Here is an 18708-nt window from a genome sequence, read left to right on the forward strand (position 1 = left end):
AGTGATGCTCCGGGCGCACAGTCCGGGCATAATGCGTCCCCCGGAACCGGCAGCCCGATTGCCCGACCCGCAGGGTAAAGGAATAGTAAATGCCTATTTGGCTTATCCATATGTCAAAATGCTGGTCTCTCGTCGGGTTTGAGTGATTCGTATGGCTTCTGGTTCGTCCTCGTCTGGCAACGCTGATTCGAAGCGTCAGCGCGTCCTTCCCGTTCCGAAGGGCGTGGCCGACGCGAAGATGTTCACGCCGGACTCATCGATCGCCTCCGACGTGATCCCGTCGGTGAATTTCGGCGAACGCGCGGGCGGCCGGCAACCCGACATGATCGTGCTGCACTACACCGGCATGCCCGACGTCGAAGGCGCGATCGCGCAGCTCTGCACGGCGGGCACCGAGGTTTCCGCGCATTACATCGTGCTGGAGGACGGACGCATCGTGCAATGCGTGCCGGAGAGCATGCGTGCCTGGCACGCCGGCGTGTCCGCATGGGCGGGCGAGGACGACATCAATTCCTGCTCGATCGGTGTCGAGATCGTCAATCGCGGCCACGATTGGGGCTATCCAGATTTTCCGCTGCGCCAGATCGCGGCCGTGATCGCGCTGTGCCGCGGCATCATGCTTCGCCGCAAGGTGCCCTCGCATCGCGTGCTCGGCCATTCCGACGTCGCGCCGGGGCGCAAGAAGGATCCCGGCGAGAAATTCCCGTGGCACTCGCTGGCCAATTCCGGCGTCGGGCACTGGGTGCAGCCGGCGCGGATCGTGCGCGGCGATGCGCTGCAACTCGGCGCGATCAGCGACAGCGTCTCCAACATGCAGGCCGCATTCCGACGTTACGGCTACAACATCCCGACCAACGGCAAGTTCGACGGGCCGACCATGGAGGTCGTCACCGCCTTCCAGCGTCACTTCCGCCCCGAACGTGTCGACGGGATCGCCGACCGCTCCACCATGGCGACGCTGCACGCGTTGCTGGAGAGCCTGCCGCCGGATGCGGTGGTGCAAGCTACGGTGGCGAAGGCGAAGTAGGCTCGGTCTCTGCCCAGCGTCATTGCGAGCGAAGCGAAGCAATCCATTCCTCCACTCGGGGATAAGTGAATTGCCTCGTCGCTTCGCTCCTCGCAAATGACGTGGAGACGTCAATCACCCCAGTTCGGCAATCCGCCGCGCATAAAGCCGCCGCAGCGGCTCGAGCTGGGTTGCGGCCGAGGCGGCGAGATAGGCCTGCCGCGCCTCGTCGTTGCGGCCGAGACGGCGCAACAGATCGGCACGCACTGCGGGCAGCTGGTCGTATCCCCTCAAGCTGCCGCGCGCGTCCAGCGCATCGATCAGATCGAGCGCGCGCGCCGGGCCGTCGACCATCGACACCGCGGCGGCGTGGTTGAGCTCGATCACCGGCGACGGGCTGATGCGCAGCAGCACCTCATAGAGACCGGCGATCTGCGGCCAGTCGGTATCCGCGAAGCTCGGTGCGCGGGCGTGCAAGGCGGCGATCGCGGCCTGCACCGCGTAGGATTGCGGGCGGCCCGGCATTCGCAGCGCCTCCTCGACCAGCTTCACGCCCTCGGTGATCTGCCGGACATCCCACAGCGAACGGTCCTGCTGCTCGAGCAGCACGATGTCGCCGGTCGCAGTTTGGCGGCCGGCGCGGCGCGCATCGTGAAGCAGCATCAAGGCCAGCAGGCCCTTGATCTCGCCGCGCGCCGGGATCAGCGCATCGATCAGCCGCGCCAGCCGGATCGCCTCGCGCGCGAGATCGGGCCGCATCAAATCCTCGCCGGCGGTCGCGGCATAACCTTCGGTGAACACCAGGTAGATCACCGCGAGCACGCCAGAGAGCCGCGGCTCCAGCGCCTCGCGCTCCGGCACCTGATAGGGAATGCCGGCGAGCTTGATCTTCTGCTTGGCACGCAGCAGGCGCTGCGCCATCGCGTCCTCGCTGACCAGAAACGCCCGCGCCACTTGTGCGGTCGTCAGACCGCACACCGTGCGCAAGGTCAACGCGACCTGAACTTCGGCGGCAAAGGACGGATGGCAGCAGGTGAAGATCAGCCGCAGCATGTCGTCATCGAGGCTGGCATCGGCCGGCTCGGGCGGCGCTTCCGCATCGAGCAGCAGTTGATGCGTCAATTGCTGCTGCTTGCCGCGAAAGCTGGCGGCGCGGCGCACCCGGTCGATCGCCTTGTTGCGGCCGACATTGACCAGCCAGGCGCGCGGATTGGCGGGAAATTCACCGATCGGCCAGCGTTGCAGCGCCACCGCGAACGCATCCTGCAACGCATCCTCGGCCAGATCGAAATCGCCGACGAGACGGATCAACGTGGCGAGCGCCCGCCCCGCCTCGTCGCGAAACACCTTTTCGATCTGGCTCGGGGTCATCGCACCACTCGATGAGAAATCGTCGTTCCGGAGCGATGTAAGCGCATCGCCCCGAAACGTTGGCCGGACTTAATTGTCGTAGATCATCACCGGGCGCACCTCGATCGAACCATCCCGGGCACCAGGAATCCGCGCGGCGAGGCCGAGCGCGGTGTCGAGGTCCTTGGCATCGACCAGATAGTAGCCGCCGAGTTGCTCGCGGGTTTCCGCAAACGGCCCATCGGTGGTCAGCGTCTTGCCATCGCGAACCCGCACCGTGGTCGCGGTGGATACCGGCTGCAAGCCATCGCCGGCCTTGAAGTGCCCGCTCTGGATGATCGATTGGGTGTAGGCCGCATACTCCGACGTCAGCTTCTTGCGGTCGTCGGCGGTCATGTGGGCATAGGTCGCGTCGCTCCGGTAGATCAGCAGCAGGTATTGCATCTCGTCTCTCCTCTTGATCGGCTGGATCGCCGACACCCAGTCGAACGGGCGACAGGCCAAACGACATCTTCAGGATAATTTATTTTGGCCGCCTTGGCGGGCGTAATCCGCTTGACGGGACCGGCGGAAGCGCCCATGCCATGGCCGTCAGTCGGCCGGACGGCCGCTCCCGCAAGTGTCGAAAGGCCGCGGGGGAGGAAAGTCCGGGCTCCATCGACATGCGGTGCCGGATAACATCCGGCGGGGGCGACCCCAGGGAAAGTGCCACAGAGAACGAACCGCTCCCTCTCCGGAGGAAGCAAGGGTGAAAAGGTGCGGTAAGAGCGCACCGCGTTGCCGGCAACGGCGACGGCATGGCAAACCACACCGGGAGCAAAACCGAATAGGGACGGCAACGCGGTTAGTTCGCGCACGCGCGATAACACCGCAGGGCGATGTCAGGCCCGCTGTCCGGGTAGGTTGCTCGAGGCAAGGTGCAAACCTTGTCCCAGAGGAATGGCCGTCACGTACCATTCGAAAGAATGGTGCCCTACAGAACCCGGCTTACAGGCCGGCTGATGCTCTAAAGCGTTTTCGAGCGAAGTGGGTTTCCGGTTCGCGTGAAGAAAACGCGTCTTGAAGATGGTCCATGAGGGGCTCGGCGCAACACGCCGGGCCCCTCGCCATATCCTCCACCACAATCGCGCCTCATCTGCTAGACTGGCCGCTTCGCGGAGGATCGCAGATGGATCTTCAGAAGATCATGGCGAAGGCCCGAGACGTCGCCAAGAGCAGCGGCACGATCACGACCGAACAGCTCAACGGGATGTGCCCCAACAATATGGAGCCCGAAGATATCGCGGCTCTCCTTACGGCTTTGCGGACCGAGGGGATTCGCCTCAAGGACGACGAAACAGGAAAGTAAGAGCCCACTCGCTGGAGCTGGACGTGTCCTTCTGCCGGAGATTCAAGCAATCAAGAGGAGGAGTGAAGATGTCGGTCGCCTGCAAATACGAACGCAGCATTCTCAGCCACGAGGAATATGAGACGGTCCGCGTGACGCATCATCCCGCCATCTACGACGTCGCAGTGGCCGATCTCGAGGCGTTGCGCCCCCGCCTGCGCCAGATGCGCGCGAAAGAGCGCACGGTCAGCCGGCACAAGCAGCGCGAGAGCCGCGGCAAGGGCGAGCCGCGCGGAGCAAGCTTTCCAGGAACCGCCGCGCATGCCTCCGAACGCAAGCAGGTGTTCGCTGCGGCGCTGAAGCGGGTCAACACGGAGCTCAAGCGTCAGCACGATCTGGCAGCGCGGACCGCGCATATCGAAGCCGCTCGAAAGGCCCTCGCGATGCACCGGGCCGCGAACTTCACGTCCCGTCCGCCAGCCGGAGCAACCGCGAGCGCAGGCATGACGTCGAAGCCGAGCGAACGCCGGCGAAAGATCATTGCGGGCTCGAGAATCGGACGCGTGTCACAGGCCACGAAAGTCGCCCAGGCCGTGCGCGACAAGCGCTGACCGAAGCAGACGAAGCCTGCGGCCGCCCCTTGAGGCCGCTATGAGACGATATCCTGCAGCATCGTCATGAGCGCCTCCGGCGCGGTGACGTTCGGCGAGTGGCTGGCATCGATCTCGCGATAGCGCCAGCCGGCCTCGTGCTTCGTGCGCCTGGCAAACTGGCCGAACGTATCCGCCGGCGTGATACGCGTGGCATAGATGTAACTGCGCGGAAGACTCGTCTCGCCGTGCTGGAGCTTCAGCTTCTGCTCGAAGCATTTGATCGGCATGTCGACACGACGGGCGGTCAGCCACTCGACGTCCGCGGGAGACGTATCCGGCGGCGTCGGCATCGGCGGAATGCGCCAGCCGTCGCCATTGCGCGCCGCCTCCCGCATCTTGTCGATCGCCACCTCGTTGAGATCGAACAACGACTGGCCATCGCGCGGCACGAAGGCGTCGATATAGATCATCTGCGCGATACGCTCCCGCGCCCGGTCGGCGACGCCGGTCGCGACCATGCCGCCATAGGAATGCCCGACCAGCACGATATCGCGCAGATCCTCATATGAGATGACGCCGAGCATGTCCTGGATATGCGCCTCCAGGTCGAGCCCCTGATGCGCGAGGTGCGCGCGCTCGCCGAGCCCGGTGTAGCTCGGCGTGACCAGCCGGTGGCCGGCGCCCTGCATCAGGGGGTGCATCTTCTTCCACGCCCATCCTGCCGACCAGGCGCCGTGACAGACCAGAAAGGTTTTCGACGAACTCGCAGTCATGGGGATATTCCATTCCGATTGTCGTTGATGAGCGGCGATTTTGAAGTGTACCCACCGCTCGCGTGGTGTAAACGTCGCCGCAACGATCACAACAACGAGATAGGGATGACCCCGGCAAGCTACGCGGTCCTTTTCTTCGGCGCGCTAGCCGGTGGTTTCGTCTCCGGTCTCGCCGGCTTCGGCACTGCGCTGATGGCGCTCGGCATCTGGCTCTATGTGCTGCCGCCGACGCTGGCGGTGCCGCTGGTGCTGGTCTGCTCGGTAATCGCGCAGCTCTCGACACTGCCCTCGATCTGGAAACACATCGATTTCCGCCTGGTCTGGCCGTTCGTCATCGCAGGCCTGGCCGGCGTGCCCATCGGCATCCGGCTGATCGCACGCGCCGATCCCGACGTCTTCAAACTGACGATCGGCATCTTCCTGCTGGTGTTTCCGACCTTGCTGTTCCTGCAACGCAAGCCAATGTCGATCAGTTTCGGCGGCAAATGGGCCGACGCCGCGATCGGATTTGCCGGCGGCATCCTCGGCGGCCTCGCCGGACTGTCCGGCCCGCTGCCGATCCTGTGGGCGAGCCTGCGCGGCTGGGGCAAGGAACAGCGCCGCGGCGTGTTCCAGATCTTCAATTTCACGATCCTGGCGGCCGCGCTTCTGGTTCAGATCGCAAGCGGCCTGGTCAAGCCCGAGCTGATCTGGCTGACCGCCTGCGCGTTTCCGGGGACGCTGCTCGGCGCCTGGCTCGGCGCGCGGCTGTATCACGCGCTCAGCGACCGCAACTTTGCCGACGTGGTGCTGGTGCTGCTGTTTCTGTCCGGCGTAGCGCTGGTGTGGAACGGGCTGGCACCGCGATGATGAACCGCCACGGCACGCTGGCTGAGCCAATCACCCGACCGGCTCGAGACCAACGCGCTCGGGCGCAACCTCGCGCGCCAGCGGAGCGAGACGCTTCCTGAATTCGCGACGCAGCAACCACAAACTCAAACCGGCCTGCAGCGTCGTCGTCACGATCGACAAGTACCAAACGTGCTCGATCCGGAAGCCGGGCTGCGTCGAGAGCCAGATCACCGGCACCGCGTAGGTGACGAGCCGCACGGTCGAGCTCACCAGCACCGGCCTGGTGTTGCCGAGGCCTTGAAACATGCTGTTGCAGGTGAACACCAGTCCTTGCGCGACGAGATTCATCGAAACGAAGTACAGGAACTGGGCGGCGACGGCCATGGTCTCGCGATCGTTCGAGAAGCCGTCGAGCAGCAACCCCGGCTTCCAGTGCGCGAGAATCGTGAAGACGATCATGACGACGGTGCCGATCGACACCGCCTTGACGAAGGTCTCCTGCACACGCTTGCCATTGCCGGCGCCGAAGTTCTGTCCGGCGATCGGACCGGCAGCGAGCGCGACCGCCAATGCCGGCATCTGGATCAGGCCGAGCACGCGCGTACCGATGCCGAAACCGGCCTGCGCCGCCGGGCCGAAATCGCGCAGCACATAGTAGATCACGCCCATCCATGCGAAGATGAGCGCGAACTCACCACCCGCAGGCAAGCCGACATTGAGGATCCGCGCCCACTGGCGCAGCTGTGGACGCCATTGCGCGGGATCGAACCCGACATAGCGTTCCAGCTTGCGGAAATACGCGAACAACATCAGCACGCCGATCAGAACGGCGATCGAACTTGCCAGACCCGCGCCGGCAACGCCCAATGCATGACCGGTCCCCCAGCCGGCGATCAGGACCGGCGCCAGCGCGATGTTGATGATGACAGCGACCGCCTGCACCAGCATGCTGGGCCGCACGATGCCGGTCGCCCGCAGCGCTGACGCCATCACCTGGATGATGAATTGCAGCGCCAGTGCCGGCATGAACCACAACAGATAAATGGTGCCCGCGTCGACGGTGGCCTGGTCGGCTGCGATCGAGCGCATATAGGGGCGCGACAGCACGGCGCCGGCGCCGAGCGTCAGCAGCCCGCACAGCACCGACAGCACGATCGACTGATTGAACACGAGGTTGGCGTCGGCGCGGTCCTTGCGGCCGACCGCATGCGCGATCAGCGCGACGGTGCCGACGCCAAGCACCTGCATCAGCGCATTGACGAGGAAACCGGCATTGCCGGCTGCCGCCACGCCCGCAACGGCGGCATCGCCGAGACCCGCGACGAAGTAGAGGTCGACCAGTTGGCAGATCATGATCGTGATCATGCCGACCACGATCGGAGGCGCCATGGTCAATATGTGGCTCACGATGGAGCCGCGCGTGAGGTCTTTCATTGCAATTCCATTCTCAAATCCAGTCTCAATATCAACTCGGCGCGTGGCTGAAGAACATCAGCGCATCAGCCACGCGCCGTTGCATCATTCCGCCGCGACCTCGCCGAACTCGGTCGCCTGACGCTCGAACAAGCCGCGGTAGATACCGCCGGGACGCACGGCAAGCACCTCATGCGTGCCCTGCTCGACGATCTCGCCGCGATCGAACACCAGGATGCGGTCCATGCTGCGTACGGTCGACAGCCGGTGCGCGATCACGATCGCGGTGCGGCCCTTCATCAGCCGCTCCATCGCCTGCTGGATCAGCGCCTCGGATTCCGAATCGAGGCTCGAGGTCGCCTCGTCCAGGATCAGGATCGGCGCATCCGCCAGGAAGGCGCGCGCCAGCGCGACGCGCTGCCGCTCGCCGCCCGACAGCTTGACGCCGCGCTCGCCGACCAGCGTGCCATAGCCTTTCGGCAGCCGCATGATGAAGTCATGCGCATTGGCAAGCCGCGCCGCCTGCTCGATCGCATCCCCGCTGGCACCGGGCCGGCCGTAGGCGATGTTCTCCGCCAAGGTGCGATGGAACAAGATCGGCTCCTGTTGCACGATCGCGATCTGGCTGCGCAACGATTGCTGCGTCGCCTGCGCGATGTCCTGACCATCGATCAGGATCTTGCCGCCGGTGACGTCGTACAGCCGCTGCACCAGCTTGACGAAGGTGGTCTTGCCGGAGCCGGAGCGTCCGACCAGGCCGACGCGCTCGCCGGCGTCGATGTCGATCGACAGTCCATCATAGAGCGGCAGGCGATGGCCGCCATAGTGGAACGTGACGTCGTCGAACACGATGCGGCCGCCCTGGATGTCGATCGGCACGGCGCCTTCCGCATCGACGATGCCGAGCGGCTCGTCATGGATCTGCACCAGCTCCTCCATGTCGTTCACCGAGCGCTGCAGATTGTTGATGTGCATGCCGACGTCGCGCAGATAGGCGTGGATGATGTAGTAGCTGGTCAGCACATAGGTGACGTCGCCCGGCGTGGCGTGGCCCTGCGCCCACAGCAGGATCGCACCGCCGATCACCGAAGCGCGGAAGCACAGCAGGACGAGGAGCTGCGCCGTCGAGGTGTGGTTGTAGCGGAACCAGGTCCGCCGCACCCGGCGCCGCCAGCGGCTGATGACGCCGTCGAGCCGGATGTCCTCGCGCCTCTCGGCGCCAAAAGACTTCACCACCGCGTTGCAGGTCAAGGCATCGGCCAGCGTGCCGCCGACCTTGGTGTCCCAGGCGTTGGAGACGCGCGCGGCGGGCGCGACGTAATGCACCTGGAATAGCATGGTCATCGCGACATAGATCACCGACCCGATCGCGATCACGGCACCGAGCTGCGGCCAGTGCATGCCGAGCAGGATCATCGAGCCGACCAGCACGATGAACGACGGCAGCAGCGCCATCAGGATGGTGTCGTTCAGCAGATCGAGCGCCCACATGCCGCGCGTGACCTTGCGCACGGTGGAGCCCGCGAATGAGTTGGCGTGCCAGTCGGTCGAGAAGCGCTGCACCCGCATGAAGGCCTGCTGTCCGACATCGGACATGGTCTTCAGCGTGAACGGCACGATGGTCTGGATGCCGACCAGCCGCAGCAGCAGCGAGAGCGCGCCGAGGCCGACGATGGCGCCGAACGCCAGCATCGCCGCATGGCGTGCGGCTGCATCGGTGGCGCCCGCGGTCAGCGCGTCGACCAGATGGCCGGAAAATACCGGCATGAACAGGTCGGCGGCGGTCGCACCGAGAAAGCCCGCCGTCACGGCGAAGGCGCGCACCGGCTGCTCCAGCCAATGGCGGAACACGAATGGTAAGACGATCCGGATCGCGGCCGGTCGCTTGGTCGTCAGAGAGGTCATGGTACATTCCAGCCACGCATGCGCTGCGCCGGCCGGCTCCATCTGAGGCGACGCGCGGACGGAATCCGGCCGCAGGCGTCGCTGAAAACAATCGGTAAGGTGTTGGGAAGTTTGAATGATCGGGCATCGAACCCGATCAGCGCCGGGACCTAATGCGCGAGCGCGCCCAGCAGCATCGAACGCGGGCGCACGGTCTGCGAAACAAACGACATCATGTGCATCTCCCCGGTTCGTGAAACGATGGCGCTGCTTATAAATGCATCACGCGCGCTTGGCAAGATGACAAGCGCGTGAGTGCGGCAATGTGTCGATCGTGCAACGCTCTTCACGCCAGCGGGTGCACACCGCGCGCGCTGTTGGCGCGATCAGTGCGCATCGCCGCCGCCTGCGGTCATCGGCGGCGGCTTGTTGACGAACAGCACCAGCAGGCTGAGCGCGACATAGAACAGCGACAGCATGAAGAATGCGTCGCCATAGCTCATCACCTGGGCCTGGCGGTGCACGAGCTGCGAGAGCTGTTTCATCGCCATGGTGGCGGCATCGCCCATGCCTTGCAGGCGCTGGGTGAAATTGTTCAGCGTCTCGACCGCGTTGGCATTGCCCCAGGTCACGCGGTCCTGCAATCGCGAAATGTGCAGATCGGTCCGGTCGTTCAGCACCTCGTTGATGACGGCGAGCCCGACCGCGCCGCCGAGGTTGCGCATCAGGTTGAACAGGCCGGAGGCATTCTTGACGCGGTCAGGCTGCAGCGTCGCGAGCGCGATGTTGTTGGTCGGCACCATCGCGCACATCATGCCGATGCCGCGCAGGATCTGCGGCACCAGCAGCTCGTAGAAATCGTACTCGCGCGTGATCCAGGTCATCTGCCAGGAGCCGAGCGCGAAGGTGACGAGACCGAAGGCGATGATGTAGCGCAGATCAACCTTCTGCATCAGCCGCCCGACCACCGGCGCCATGAAGAACATCGTCAAGCCCGAGATGAACATGGTCTCGCCGATCATCAGCGCACTGTAGCCGCGAATCTCGGCGAGGTAGCGCGGGTAGACATAGGTGAGGCCATACAGCCCGATGCCGACGCAGAATTGCAGCACGCAGCCGACCGCGAAGTTGCGGTTGGAGAAGGCATAGAGATCGACGATCGGCTCCTCCGCGGTCAGCACCCGCCAGAAGAAGGCGATCGCCGAGACGAAGCAGACCGCGGCGCAGATCGCCACCGAAGTGTCCTGAAGCCATTCATATTGCGGGCCTTCTTCCAGCACATATTCGAGCGAGCCGAGGAAGCCGCCCATGAAGATCAGGCCCCACCAGTCGAAGCGCTCCAGCAGCGCGAAGTTCGGCTGGTCGAAATCGACCAACGCCAGCACGCCGATGGTGATGATGATGCCGGGCACGATGTTGATGAAGAACAGCCAGTGCCAGGACATCAGGTCGGTGATGTAGCCGCCGACGGTCGGGCCCACGGTCGGAGCCAGCGTCGCGACCAGGCCGATGATCGGCGCCACGATGTAGAATTTGGAGCGCGGGAAGATCGTATAAGCCGAGGCGAACACGGTCGGGATCATGCCGGCGCCGAGAAAGCCCTGCAGCGCGCGCCACAGAATCATCTGCTCGATCGACGAGGCGAAGCCGCACAACAGGCTCGACACCGTGAAACCGATCGCCGAGATCGCGAACAACAGCCTGGTGCCGAGCGCGCGCGACAGGAAGCCGGACAGCGGGATCGCGATCACCTCGGCGATCAGATAGGCAGTCTGCACCCATGACACTTCGGTCGACGACGCCGACAGGCCGGCCTGGATCTCGGTCAACGACGCCGAGACGATCTGGATGTCCAGGATCGACATGAACATGCCGAACACCATGATGATGAAGGCAAACAGCCGCTTCGGCTGGATGCGCTCGGACTCCGGCGCGCCGGTCATCATCGAAGGCGAGGCAGTGGTCGCGTCGGCCATGGACTCATCAGGCTCCGAGCCTCGGACCGCGTCCGAGGCTTCAAGGCATCACTGCGGATGGATCATCATCGGCGCGTCGAGGTCGGTATCGGCGTCGGCATCGGCCGCGCCCTCCCGCGTGTCGACCGTGGTGTAGACCGACATGCCGGCGCGCAGCATGCCCTGCTTCGCGACGCTGTTCGGCACCCGGATGCGGACCGGCAGGCGCTGCACGATCTTGGTGAAATTGCCGGTGGCATTGTCGGGCGGCAGCAGCGTGAACACCGAGCCCGCCGCCGGCGAAATGCTGTCGACGACGCCGGTGAACTTGCGGAAGCCGTAGGCGTCGACCTTGATCGTCACCCGCTGGCCGGGACGGATGCGCTTGAGCTGGGTCTCCTTGTAGTTGGCATCGATGAAGACGCCGTCGAGCGGCACCACATTGCCGAGCCGTTGCCCGACATTGATGTAGTCGCCGGTGTTGACGAGGCGGTTGGAGAAGGTGCCGTCGACCGGTGCGCGGACGTTGGTGAATTCGAGATCGCGCTCGGCCTTGGCGAGCTGGGTCTGCAACTCGGCGAGCTGGGCGCGGGCCTCGGCCTGCTGCGCCTTGGTCACCTCGACATTGTCCTTGGCCGCATCATAGGCCGCCTGCGCGGACCGCACGCTGGCTGCGCCCTGGTCGCGGCCGGCTTCCGAGACTTCGAAGGTGGCGCGCGAGGCAAAGCCCTTGGTGCTCAGCGCCTGCTGGCGGTCGAAATCGAGATCGGCACGCTTCAGGCCGGCCTGCGCCGACACCAGCTGCGCCTGCGCCTGCTCGACCGAGCTCACCGCAGCCGCGACCTGGCGGCCGATCCGATCGATCGTCGCCTGCTGGGTCGCGATCCGTGTGCGGGCAGCGTCGACCGCGATGCGATAGTCGCCGTCATCGATCCGGAACACCACGTCGCCGGCGCGTACCAGCGTATTGTCGCCGGGCAGGATCGCCGCGATGTGGCCCGCGACGCGCGCGCCGAGCATGGTGTTGTTGGCGCGGACATAGGCGTCGTCGGTCGAGATATAGAAGCGTCCGACCAGCACGTAATAGGTGGCATAGCTCGCAGCGGCGAGCGCCAGCAGGCCGATCACACCGATCATCACGAATTTGCGCTTGCTGGATTTCGGCGCCGGCGCGGCGGGAGATGCGGTCGGCTGCTCGGGCGCAGAAGCGGGCGGCGCCTCGGCGGGACGCCTGGCCTCGTCAGCCCGGCCCTGCTCGCCGAGATCGCCGGATGCGTCGCGCGCCATCGCGTCCTCGGCCATCTCAGGCTCGGACCGAACAATGCGTGCAGCCTGGTCTCGTGCTGCGGCCATAGCCGAGGCTCCCCATAAAAAATCTCGACGCCCGCAGTGGCGAAATAAGGGCCGTGCGGCGCATCGTCACTCCCACCAATATCATTGACCGAACGGTTCGGTCAATCTATATTCCCGTCCCATGGATTATAAGGCTTCGATTCTTCGCGTGCGCATTTTCGGTTGAGTTCTTTCGCGAGAAGCTAAATCAATGGTTGCAGCACCCCGAACCACCCTCCACGCCATCGGCGAGGAGGAATCCTCGAAACGCCGCCAGATCCTGGACGGCGCCCGCAAGGTATTCCTGGAGCTCGGCTTCGATGGCGCCAGCATGGGCGAGATCGCCCGCGCTGCCGCCGTCTCCAAGGGCACGCTCTATGTCTACTTTCCGGACAAGGCCGGGCTGTTCGCCGCGATCGTCGAGGAGGAGAAGCTCGAGCAGGGCAGGGTTGATTTCAACTTCGATCCGGCGCGCGACGTCGACACCACCCTCCCCGAATTCGGCCGCGCCTATATCGCGCTGCTGTGCCGGCCGGGCGGCGGCTCGGCGATCCGCACCGTCATGGCGATCGCGGAGCGGATGCCCGAACTCGGCAGCCAGTTCTACACCCACGTCATCGCCTACACGGTGGACCGCTTTGCCACCTATCTGGAGGCGCGTGGGGCACTCGGCGAGCTGGAGATCGATGATTATCAACTCGCGGCCTGGCAGTTCATGCATATGTGCCAGGCCTCGCTGTTCCAGGCGTTCATCTTCCAGGCCAGTCCGTCGCCATCGCCGGAGCGGATCGCGACCGTCGTCGACAGCGCGACGCGGGTGTTCTTCGCTGCGTACCGGCCGCGGGCGAGTTAATCCCCTGCATCATTGCGGGGGCGTGAACGCACAAATTCCGAGCCGTCGGCGAATGTCCGCATCGCTACGAATTCCGGACTCAGGTTGGACAAGCGAAGCCCGACGATCGGTCGATGGCGAAAGGCCGGCGACATGAAGCATGGCCATGGCGGCGTCTGATGCTTCAAGCGCCACGGTCATTCACGCTCCTGAGCTGATCGCGATAAGCCGTCCAGCATTCGTCGTTTCCGGAAAGCTCGACGCCTCCGGTGGCTTCAAGTCGTGCCGCTTGTTCGATGATGCGAGCGGCCAGGACGAGTTTTTCACCGGCCTGCTGCGGCGCGGCGCGGAGTGCGCTTGGCGCGAAATCGATTGTCGTCAGCTTATCGACCGCAAGCCTCAGCAAGCGTCCAAGCAAGATCATCTCCAGCGATCCGATCCAGTTTGTTGCTATGGTCCGGTACCGCGGACGAGCCGCGTTCGCGAATTTGTCGTCAAGCAGCACGCTCTCGCGCGGCCAGGCCGCGGACATCATTCCAGCGAGCCATTCGCCGGCGCGGACCGAGCCTTCGCCGCGCGCACCGAGCTTAGCTTTGAGCATGCGGATTTCGGTCGGCTCGCCCTGCCCCTCCATGAACAAAATGCCGACCGAGGCAATTGCAGAGAGCGCATTCAGATCATCGCAGCCAGTCGGCCGGAATGCCGGCTGGTCAAAATCCGCTCCCGGATAGCGTGGCGCAGGCTTGCCCGGCGCAAGCCAAACGTCTGCCACGACCTTGAGCTTGTTCGCTTCGCGGGCCAGCTCCGCTGCGTGTTCGTATTTCTGAACTGTGTAGTAGCGCTCATGCTCGCGATGGTAAGTCGCGATGTTGTCGAGAGCTGCGAGGTTTGACAGGGTTGCAGCGCGACCGCCCTCGCCTGTGGTCCCACCTTGCGCGGTTGTCGAGCCCGGCATCGCCATGCTTTCGCCAGCGAGAGGAGCCATTCGGCTTACGGCCCGCGTCAGGTTTTCGGAGGCAAGCTCACGAAGCACAGACCGAATCCTTGCCGCCGAGTGCGGCATCCCTTCCGCATCCGCCAGCGCTCGCGCTGCCGGTCGCAAACATGCGGACGCTGAGAGCGCTGCGACAGCTTTCTTGAGTTCATCCCAACTCGACGCAGGATTGAGCAGGCTATCGCCATGTCTCGCCAATCCTTCCGCAGCTCGGCTGCACCAGTTCACCAGCTCGGGTGCGGACCGGCCAGCCTCCAAGGTACTTGTTGCCTGTAGCGCGGACACCGCATCGTCGAAAGATAGACGCTGGAAATCAGCCGTCACGGTTTGTGCTCCACCAGGTGCCAAGGTGCCAAGGTTCAATCGAAGCGCCAACGATGTTGCTCGCCCATCGATGTGACGCAGACTGCATCAGGGAGCTTGCCTGTCGGCAAGGCGCACGGGCCGCCATCCCTGCGAAGCGCAATCGCAGGGATCCCATTTGCTTCAACGTATCGGAACGGCGCGACTTGATCGAGCGGTTTTCCTAGTTCGCCGCCGCGTTGACCTTCGGCGCCGCGACGTTGTCCTGCTCCAGCTCCTCGGGCAGTCCGGCGAAGCGACGCAACGCTTTTGCCATCTTCACCCGGCCGCCGACGCCGGTGATGATGACGTCGACCATCACGAACGACGAGTGGAAGTGGCCGTTGCCCTTGAGCTGCTCGACCTTGACGCCAGCCTTGGCGAGCGCGTCGCCATAGGCATTGCCCTCATCACGCAGCGGATCGAATTCCGCGGTGGCGATGAATGCCGGCGGCAGGCCTTCGAGCTTGCCGCGCAGCGGTGCTGCGCGCGGATCGGTGCGATCGGCTGGCGAGCAGTACAGGTCCCAGAACCAGAACATCAGCCCGCGGGTCAGGAAATAGCCGATCGCGTTCTCGATATAGGACGGACGATCATAGGTGCTGTCGGTCACCGGACAGATCAGGAGCTGGCCCGCGATCTCCGGCCCGCCGCGATCGCGCGCGAGCTGGCAGGTGACGGCCGCGATGTTGCCGCCGGCGCTCCAGCCCGCGACCAGCACCGGCCCTGCCCTGCCGCCGAGCTCGGCGGTGTGGGCCGCGATCCAGCGGGTCGCCGCATAGCCATCCTCGGCCGCGGCCGGGAAGCGATGCTCGGGCGCGTGGCGATAGCCGACGCTGACGATGATCATGCCGGTGCGCCGGCACAGGTCGCGGCAGAACGGATCGTCCGACAGCTCGTCGCCGAGCACCCACCCGCCGCCGTGGAAATACACCACGATCGGATGCGGCCCCGGCGTCGCCGGCCGGTACAGCTTGTACGGCAGCGGGCCGTCGGCGCCCTGCAGCACGCCGGTGCCGACCTCGCCGACCGGCCGTCCCGCGGGACGGCCCTTGTTGAACTCGGCGAGGAAATCGCGCGCGCCCTGCGCGCCCATCGTCTCGAGCGGCGGCAGGTTCATCCCGCCGAGCATGTTCAGCACCAGTCGCACATCCGGTTGCAGGCGAACGACCTCGCCGTCATTGCACTGCGCGGCAACACCGGGACCCGAGAGCCTGAAACCGAGCATGCCGCGGCCGACCACCTCGTCGCAGATGCTGCGATATGGCCCGACGCCGCCGGTGTAGGGCATCACGCCCTGCGGCTTGCCGGGCACGTTGGCGCCGGTGTACCAGGTGTTGGCGAGCCGGTGCAGCGTCAGCGTCGCGCAGTCGGCCATGTGGCGCTCCCAGCCGGCCTGCGCGGTCTCGGTCGCCTCCATCGTGGTGTAGCCGGCATCGCGCAGCGCGGCGATGCGCTCGACCACCCAGTCGACATGCTGCTCGATCGACACCGCCATGTTCGACAGCACCGACGGGCTGCCGGGGCCGGTGATCATGAACAGATTGGGGAAGCCCGCGACGGTGACGCCGAGATAGGTCTGCGGTCCGTGCGCCCAGACATCGGACAGCGACTTGCCGCCGCGCCCGGAGATCGGATGCACCGCCATGATCGCGCCGGTCATCGCATCGAAGCCGGTGGCGAACACGATGACGTCGACATCGAAGCTGCGCTTGTCGGTCACGATGCCATTCGCGGTGATCGCCTTGATCGGCTCCTGCCGCAGATTCACCAGCGTCACGTTCGGACGATTATAGGTCGCATAGTAGTTGGTATCGAGGCAGGGCCGCTTGGCGCCGAACGGATGATCGTGCGGGGCCAACGCCGCCGCCGTCTCCGGATCCTTGACCGCGGCCGCGATCTTCTCGCGGATCAAGTCGGCGACCAGCCTGTTGCCGTCGACATCGACGGCCTGATCGGCCCAGAGCTGGCTCAGGATGTGGACGAGATCGCCCGCCGCCCACGCCTTCTCGAAACGCTCGCGGCGCTCGGCATCGCTCAACTGCCAGCTCACAACCGTCTGCTGCGGATACGGTACGCCGGCCATCGACTGGCGCGCCTGCTCGCGATAGGCCGCGCGATCGCTCTCGAAGAACGTCTTGCGATCCTCAGGTGCCGGGCCGTTGCCCGCCGGCAATGCGAAATTGGGCGTGCGCTGGAACACGGTGAGTTGCGCGGCCTGCTCGGCGATCAACGGGATCGACTGGATGCCCGACGATCCCGTCCCGATCACGGCGACGCGCTTGCCCTTCAGGTCGACGCCCTGATGCGGCCAGCGGCCGGTGAAATAGATCTCGCCCTTGAAGTTCTTGACGCCGTCGATCTCCGGCGGCTTCGGCGACGACAGGCAGCCGGTCGCCATGATGTAGTAACGGCACGAGACGTTGGCGCCATTGTTGGTCGAGATCAGCCAGCGTTCGCTCGCATCGTCCCACGTCGCCTGCGTGACCTTGGTGCCGAACCTGATGTCGCGGCGCAGATCGTAGCGGTCGGCGACGAAACCGAAGTAGCGCAGGATCTCCGGCTGGGTCGCGTATTTCTCCGACCAGGTCCACGCCCGATCGAGCTCGGGATCGAAAGTATAGCTGTAATCGATGGTCTGGATGTCGCAGCGCGCGCCGGGATATCTGTTCCAGTACCAGGTGCCGCCGACATCGGCGCCCTCTTCGAGCGCGACGGCCGAGAGGCCCGCCTTGCGCAGCCGATGCAGCAGATAGAGACCGGCGAAACCTGCACCGACGACGGCGACATCGACTTGCTGCGTGGTTCCGCTGTGCGTGGAGTCCGAAGCGCGTGCTGCAACTGCTGCGTCTGGCATGCCAATCCTCCCGTATGTTTTGATTTGACGGAAGGCTAGTCCTGCGTTTTCAGTTTGTCATCACGACAAACGCAATCCGAGGTCGCCGCAATTGTGACACGCGCGGCCTGGAACGAAACGCGCAGCGCGTAGACGCAAGTGGCTTGGCCGCGGGCCAAGTTGCGGGAGCCGCCGCTGGCACCCGATCCGCTTTCCCGCGCTTGCGAGCAGGAGGCCGCGCAAATGCGCGCCCGATGACAGACTCCGCCAAGCAATCCGGTGGCGCCGCATCTGTGCGATATTGCTTTGCTGCCCTCAGGCGCCGACAGGAGGCGCGCAGGAATTGCCGTCCAATGCAGCTCTCCCGAGGCCCCAACGGTTTAGGTGGATTTGCGCCATGGCAGCAGCATCGACACGCGCTCTCGATAGCGGCGATATTCGTCACCGAAGACGCCGATCAGGTCGCGCTCCTCCAGCCAGATGCCGACGAAGATGTATGTCGTCGTCACCGCCGAGAACAACAAATGGCCGACGGACATGGTCGGCGCCGCCCAGAAAGCGATGATGAATCCGAGATAGATTGGATGCCGCACGAAATGATAGAATAGCGGTGTACGAAAGCGCGGCGCCGGCATCTCGCGGCCGACCAGATTGACCGCTACTTGGCGCAGTCCGAACAGCTCGAAGTGATTGATAAGAAACGTCGAGGTCAACACGACCAGCCAGCCGACGAATGACAGGCAAGTCATTGCCGTCGCAATACGCGCGTCGCTGATCTGCCACACCACCTGCGGCATTGGCCGCCATTGCCAGAACAAGAGCGCGAGCGCCAGGCTCGCCAGCAGGACGTAAGTGGTGCGTTCGACGGAAGGAGGAACGAATCTTGTCCACCATCTCTTGAACTGCGGACGCGCCATCACGCTGTGCTGAACGGCGAAGATGGACATCAGCACCAGATTGACGATGAGCGCCACCGTCGTCGGTCCTGTCGATCCGCTGTCGATCGTCTTTGGCACCAACAGATTTTCAACGAAACCGATGGCGTAGAGGAATGTGACGAAGAATACGACGTAGGCGACGACGCCATAGAGGAACGCGATAATTCGTCCGACGACGTTGCCTCGATCCGTGTCGGCGTTCTGGATAATCTGGGTCATGGTCTCCTCCATCGGGAGCAAAGGGATTGCGATTTGGAAAGCGCGCAGCATGACCAGGCCGGGACCGAAAAGCCTTGTCCGGT

General features: G+C 64.6%; 15 protein-coding genes and 1 other RNA gene. 6 read left to right on the forward strand and 10 right to left on the reverse strand.

Translation table 11 applies throughout. The annotated features are described in order from the left end of the window. The first annotated feature begins 151 nt into the window (after nt 1-151). On the forward strand, nt 152-1027 hold the full coding sequence (locus CWS35_RS33625) for an N-acetylmuramoyl-L-alanine amidase (protein WP_024580043.1): 876 nt from the start codon (nt 152-154) through the stop codon (nt 1025-1027). Nucleotides 1028-1141: 114 nt separating this feature from the next. On the opposite strand, the gene CWS35_RS33630 is transcribed toward CWS35_RS33625, so the two are convergent. Continuing rightward, a complete protein-coding gene (locus CWS35_RS33630; RefSeq protein WP_100955509.1) occupies nt 1142-2377 on the reverse strand; it encodes an RNA polymerase sigma factor in 1236 nt (411 codons plus the stop codon). A 69-nt stretch (nt 2378-2446) separates the two neighbouring features. After that, nucleotides 2447-2800 carry a YciI family protein gene (locus CWS35_RS33635; protein ID WP_024580041.1) on the reverse strand — a complete coding sequence of 118 codons (354 nt, stop codon included), beginning with the start codon at nt 2798-2800 and terminating at the stop codon, nt 2447-2449. Between the two features lie 147 nt (nt 2801-2947). Here CWS35_RS33635 and rnpB point away from each other — a divergent pair. The 3 genes from rnpB to CWS35_RS33650 all read left to right on the forward strand — a co-directional run bounded on the left by rnpB (nt 2948) and on the right by CWS35_RS33650 (nt 4294). Further along, nucleotides 2948-3362: RNase P RNA component class A (gene rnpB / locus CWS35_RS33640), an RNA gene on the forward strand. Nucleotides 3363-3524: 162 nt separating this feature from the next. After that, nucleotides 3525-3704 carry a hypothetical protein gene (locus CWS35_RS33645; protein WP_024580040.1) on the forward strand — a complete coding sequence of 60 codons (180 nt, stop codon included), beginning with the start codon at nt 3525-3527 and terminating at the stop codon, nt 3702-3704. 131 nt (nt 3705-3835) lie between these two features. Beyond that, complete coding sequence (locus CWS35_RS33650; RefSeq protein ID WP_311538665.1) at nt 3836-4294, forward strand: hypothetical protein; 459 nt, start codon at nt 3836-3838, stop codon at nt 4292-4294. A 38-nt stretch (nt 4295-4332) separates the two neighbouring features. Here CWS35_RS33650 and CWS35_RS33655 read toward each other — a convergent pair whose 3' ends face one another. Continuing rightward, the gene (locus CWS35_RS33655; protein ID WP_100955511.1) at nt 4333-5049 is read right to left on the reverse strand and encodes an alpha/beta fold hydrolase; all 717 of its coding nucleotides are present in this window, start codon (nt 5047-5049) and stop codon (nt 4333-4335) included. Between the two features lie 105 nt (nt 5050-5154). Between CWS35_RS33655 and CWS35_RS33660 the strand changes: the two genes are divergently transcribed. Further along, nucleotides 5155-5898, forward strand: a complete 744-nt coding sequence (locus CWS35_RS33660) for a sulfite exporter TauE/SafE family protein (protein ID WP_024580037.1) — start codon at nt 5155-5157, stop codon at nt 5896-5898. Between the two features lie 30 nt (nt 5899-5928). On the opposite strand, the gene CWS35_RS33665 is transcribed toward CWS35_RS33660, so the two are convergent. The 4 genes from CWS35_RS33665 to CWS35_RS33680 form a co-directional block, all read right to left on the reverse strand. Continuing rightward, nucleotides 5929-7314 (reverse strand): MATE family efflux transporter, encoded by a 1386-nt coding sequence (locus CWS35_RS33665; RefSeq protein ID WP_100955512.1) that lies wholly within the window; start codon nt 7312-7314, stop codon nt 5929-5931. An 84-nt stretch (nt 7315-7398) separates the two neighbouring features. Next, nucleotides 7399-9198, reverse strand: coding sequence for an ABC transporter ATP-binding protein (locus CWS35_RS33670; RefSeq protein ID WP_100956887.1), 1800 nt, complete (start codon nt 9196-9198; stop codon nt 7399-7401). Between the two features lie 365 nt (nt 9199-9563). After that, nucleotides 9564-11153 carry a DHA2 family efflux MFS transporter permease subunit gene (locus CWS35_RS33675; RefSeq protein ID WP_024580034.1) on the reverse strand — a complete coding sequence of 530 codons (1590 nt, stop codon included), beginning with the start codon at nt 11151-11153 and terminating at the stop codon, nt 9564-9566. 48 nt (nt 11154-11201) lie between these two features. Next, complete coding sequence (locus CWS35_RS33680) at nt 11202-12485, reverse strand: HlyD family secretion protein (protein WP_100955513.1); 1284 nt, start codon at nt 12483-12485, stop codon at nt 11202-11204. Between the two features lie 190 nt (nt 12486-12675). On the opposite strand from CWS35_RS33680, the gene CWS35_RS33685 reads away from it, so the two are divergent. Further along, nucleotides 12676-13317, forward strand: a complete 642-nt coding sequence (locus CWS35_RS33685) for a TetR/AcrR family transcriptional regulator (protein ID WP_100955514.1) — start codon at nt 12676-12678, stop codon at nt 13315-13317. A 163-nt stretch (nt 13318-13480) separates the two neighbouring features. Here CWS35_RS33685 and CWS35_RS33690 read toward each other — a convergent pair whose 3' ends face one another. The 3 genes from CWS35_RS33690 to mddA all read right to left on the reverse strand — a co-directional run bounded on the left by CWS35_RS33690 (nt 13481) and on the right by mddA (nt 18625). Then, nucleotides 13481-14257 (reverse strand): hypothetical protein, encoded by a 777-nt coding sequence (locus CWS35_RS33690; protein WP_100955515.1) that lies wholly within the window; start codon nt 14255-14257, stop codon nt 13481-13483. Nucleotides 14258-14816: 559 nt separating this feature from the next. Next, complete coding sequence (locus tag CWS35_RS33695; RefSeq protein ID WP_100955516.1) at nt 14817-17489, reverse strand: alpha/beta hydrolase fold domain-containing protein; 2673 nt, start codon at nt 17487-17489, stop codon at nt 14817-14819. A gap of 359 nt (nt 17490-17848) precedes the next feature. Next, nucleotides 17849-18625, reverse strand: a complete 777-nt coding sequence (gene mddA, locus CWS35_RS33700) for a methanethiol S-methyltransferase (RefSeq protein WP_100956890.1) — start codon at nt 18623-18625, stop codon at nt 17849-17851. Between the last annotated feature and the right edge of the window lie 83 nt (nt 18626-18708).

Origin of the sequence: Bradyrhizobium sp. SK17 (genome assembly GCF_002831585.1) — a bacterium.
In the GTDB taxonomy this organism is placed as follows: domain Bacteria; phylum Pseudomonadota; class Alphaproteobacteria; order Rhizobiales; family Xanthobacteraceae; genus Bradyrhizobium.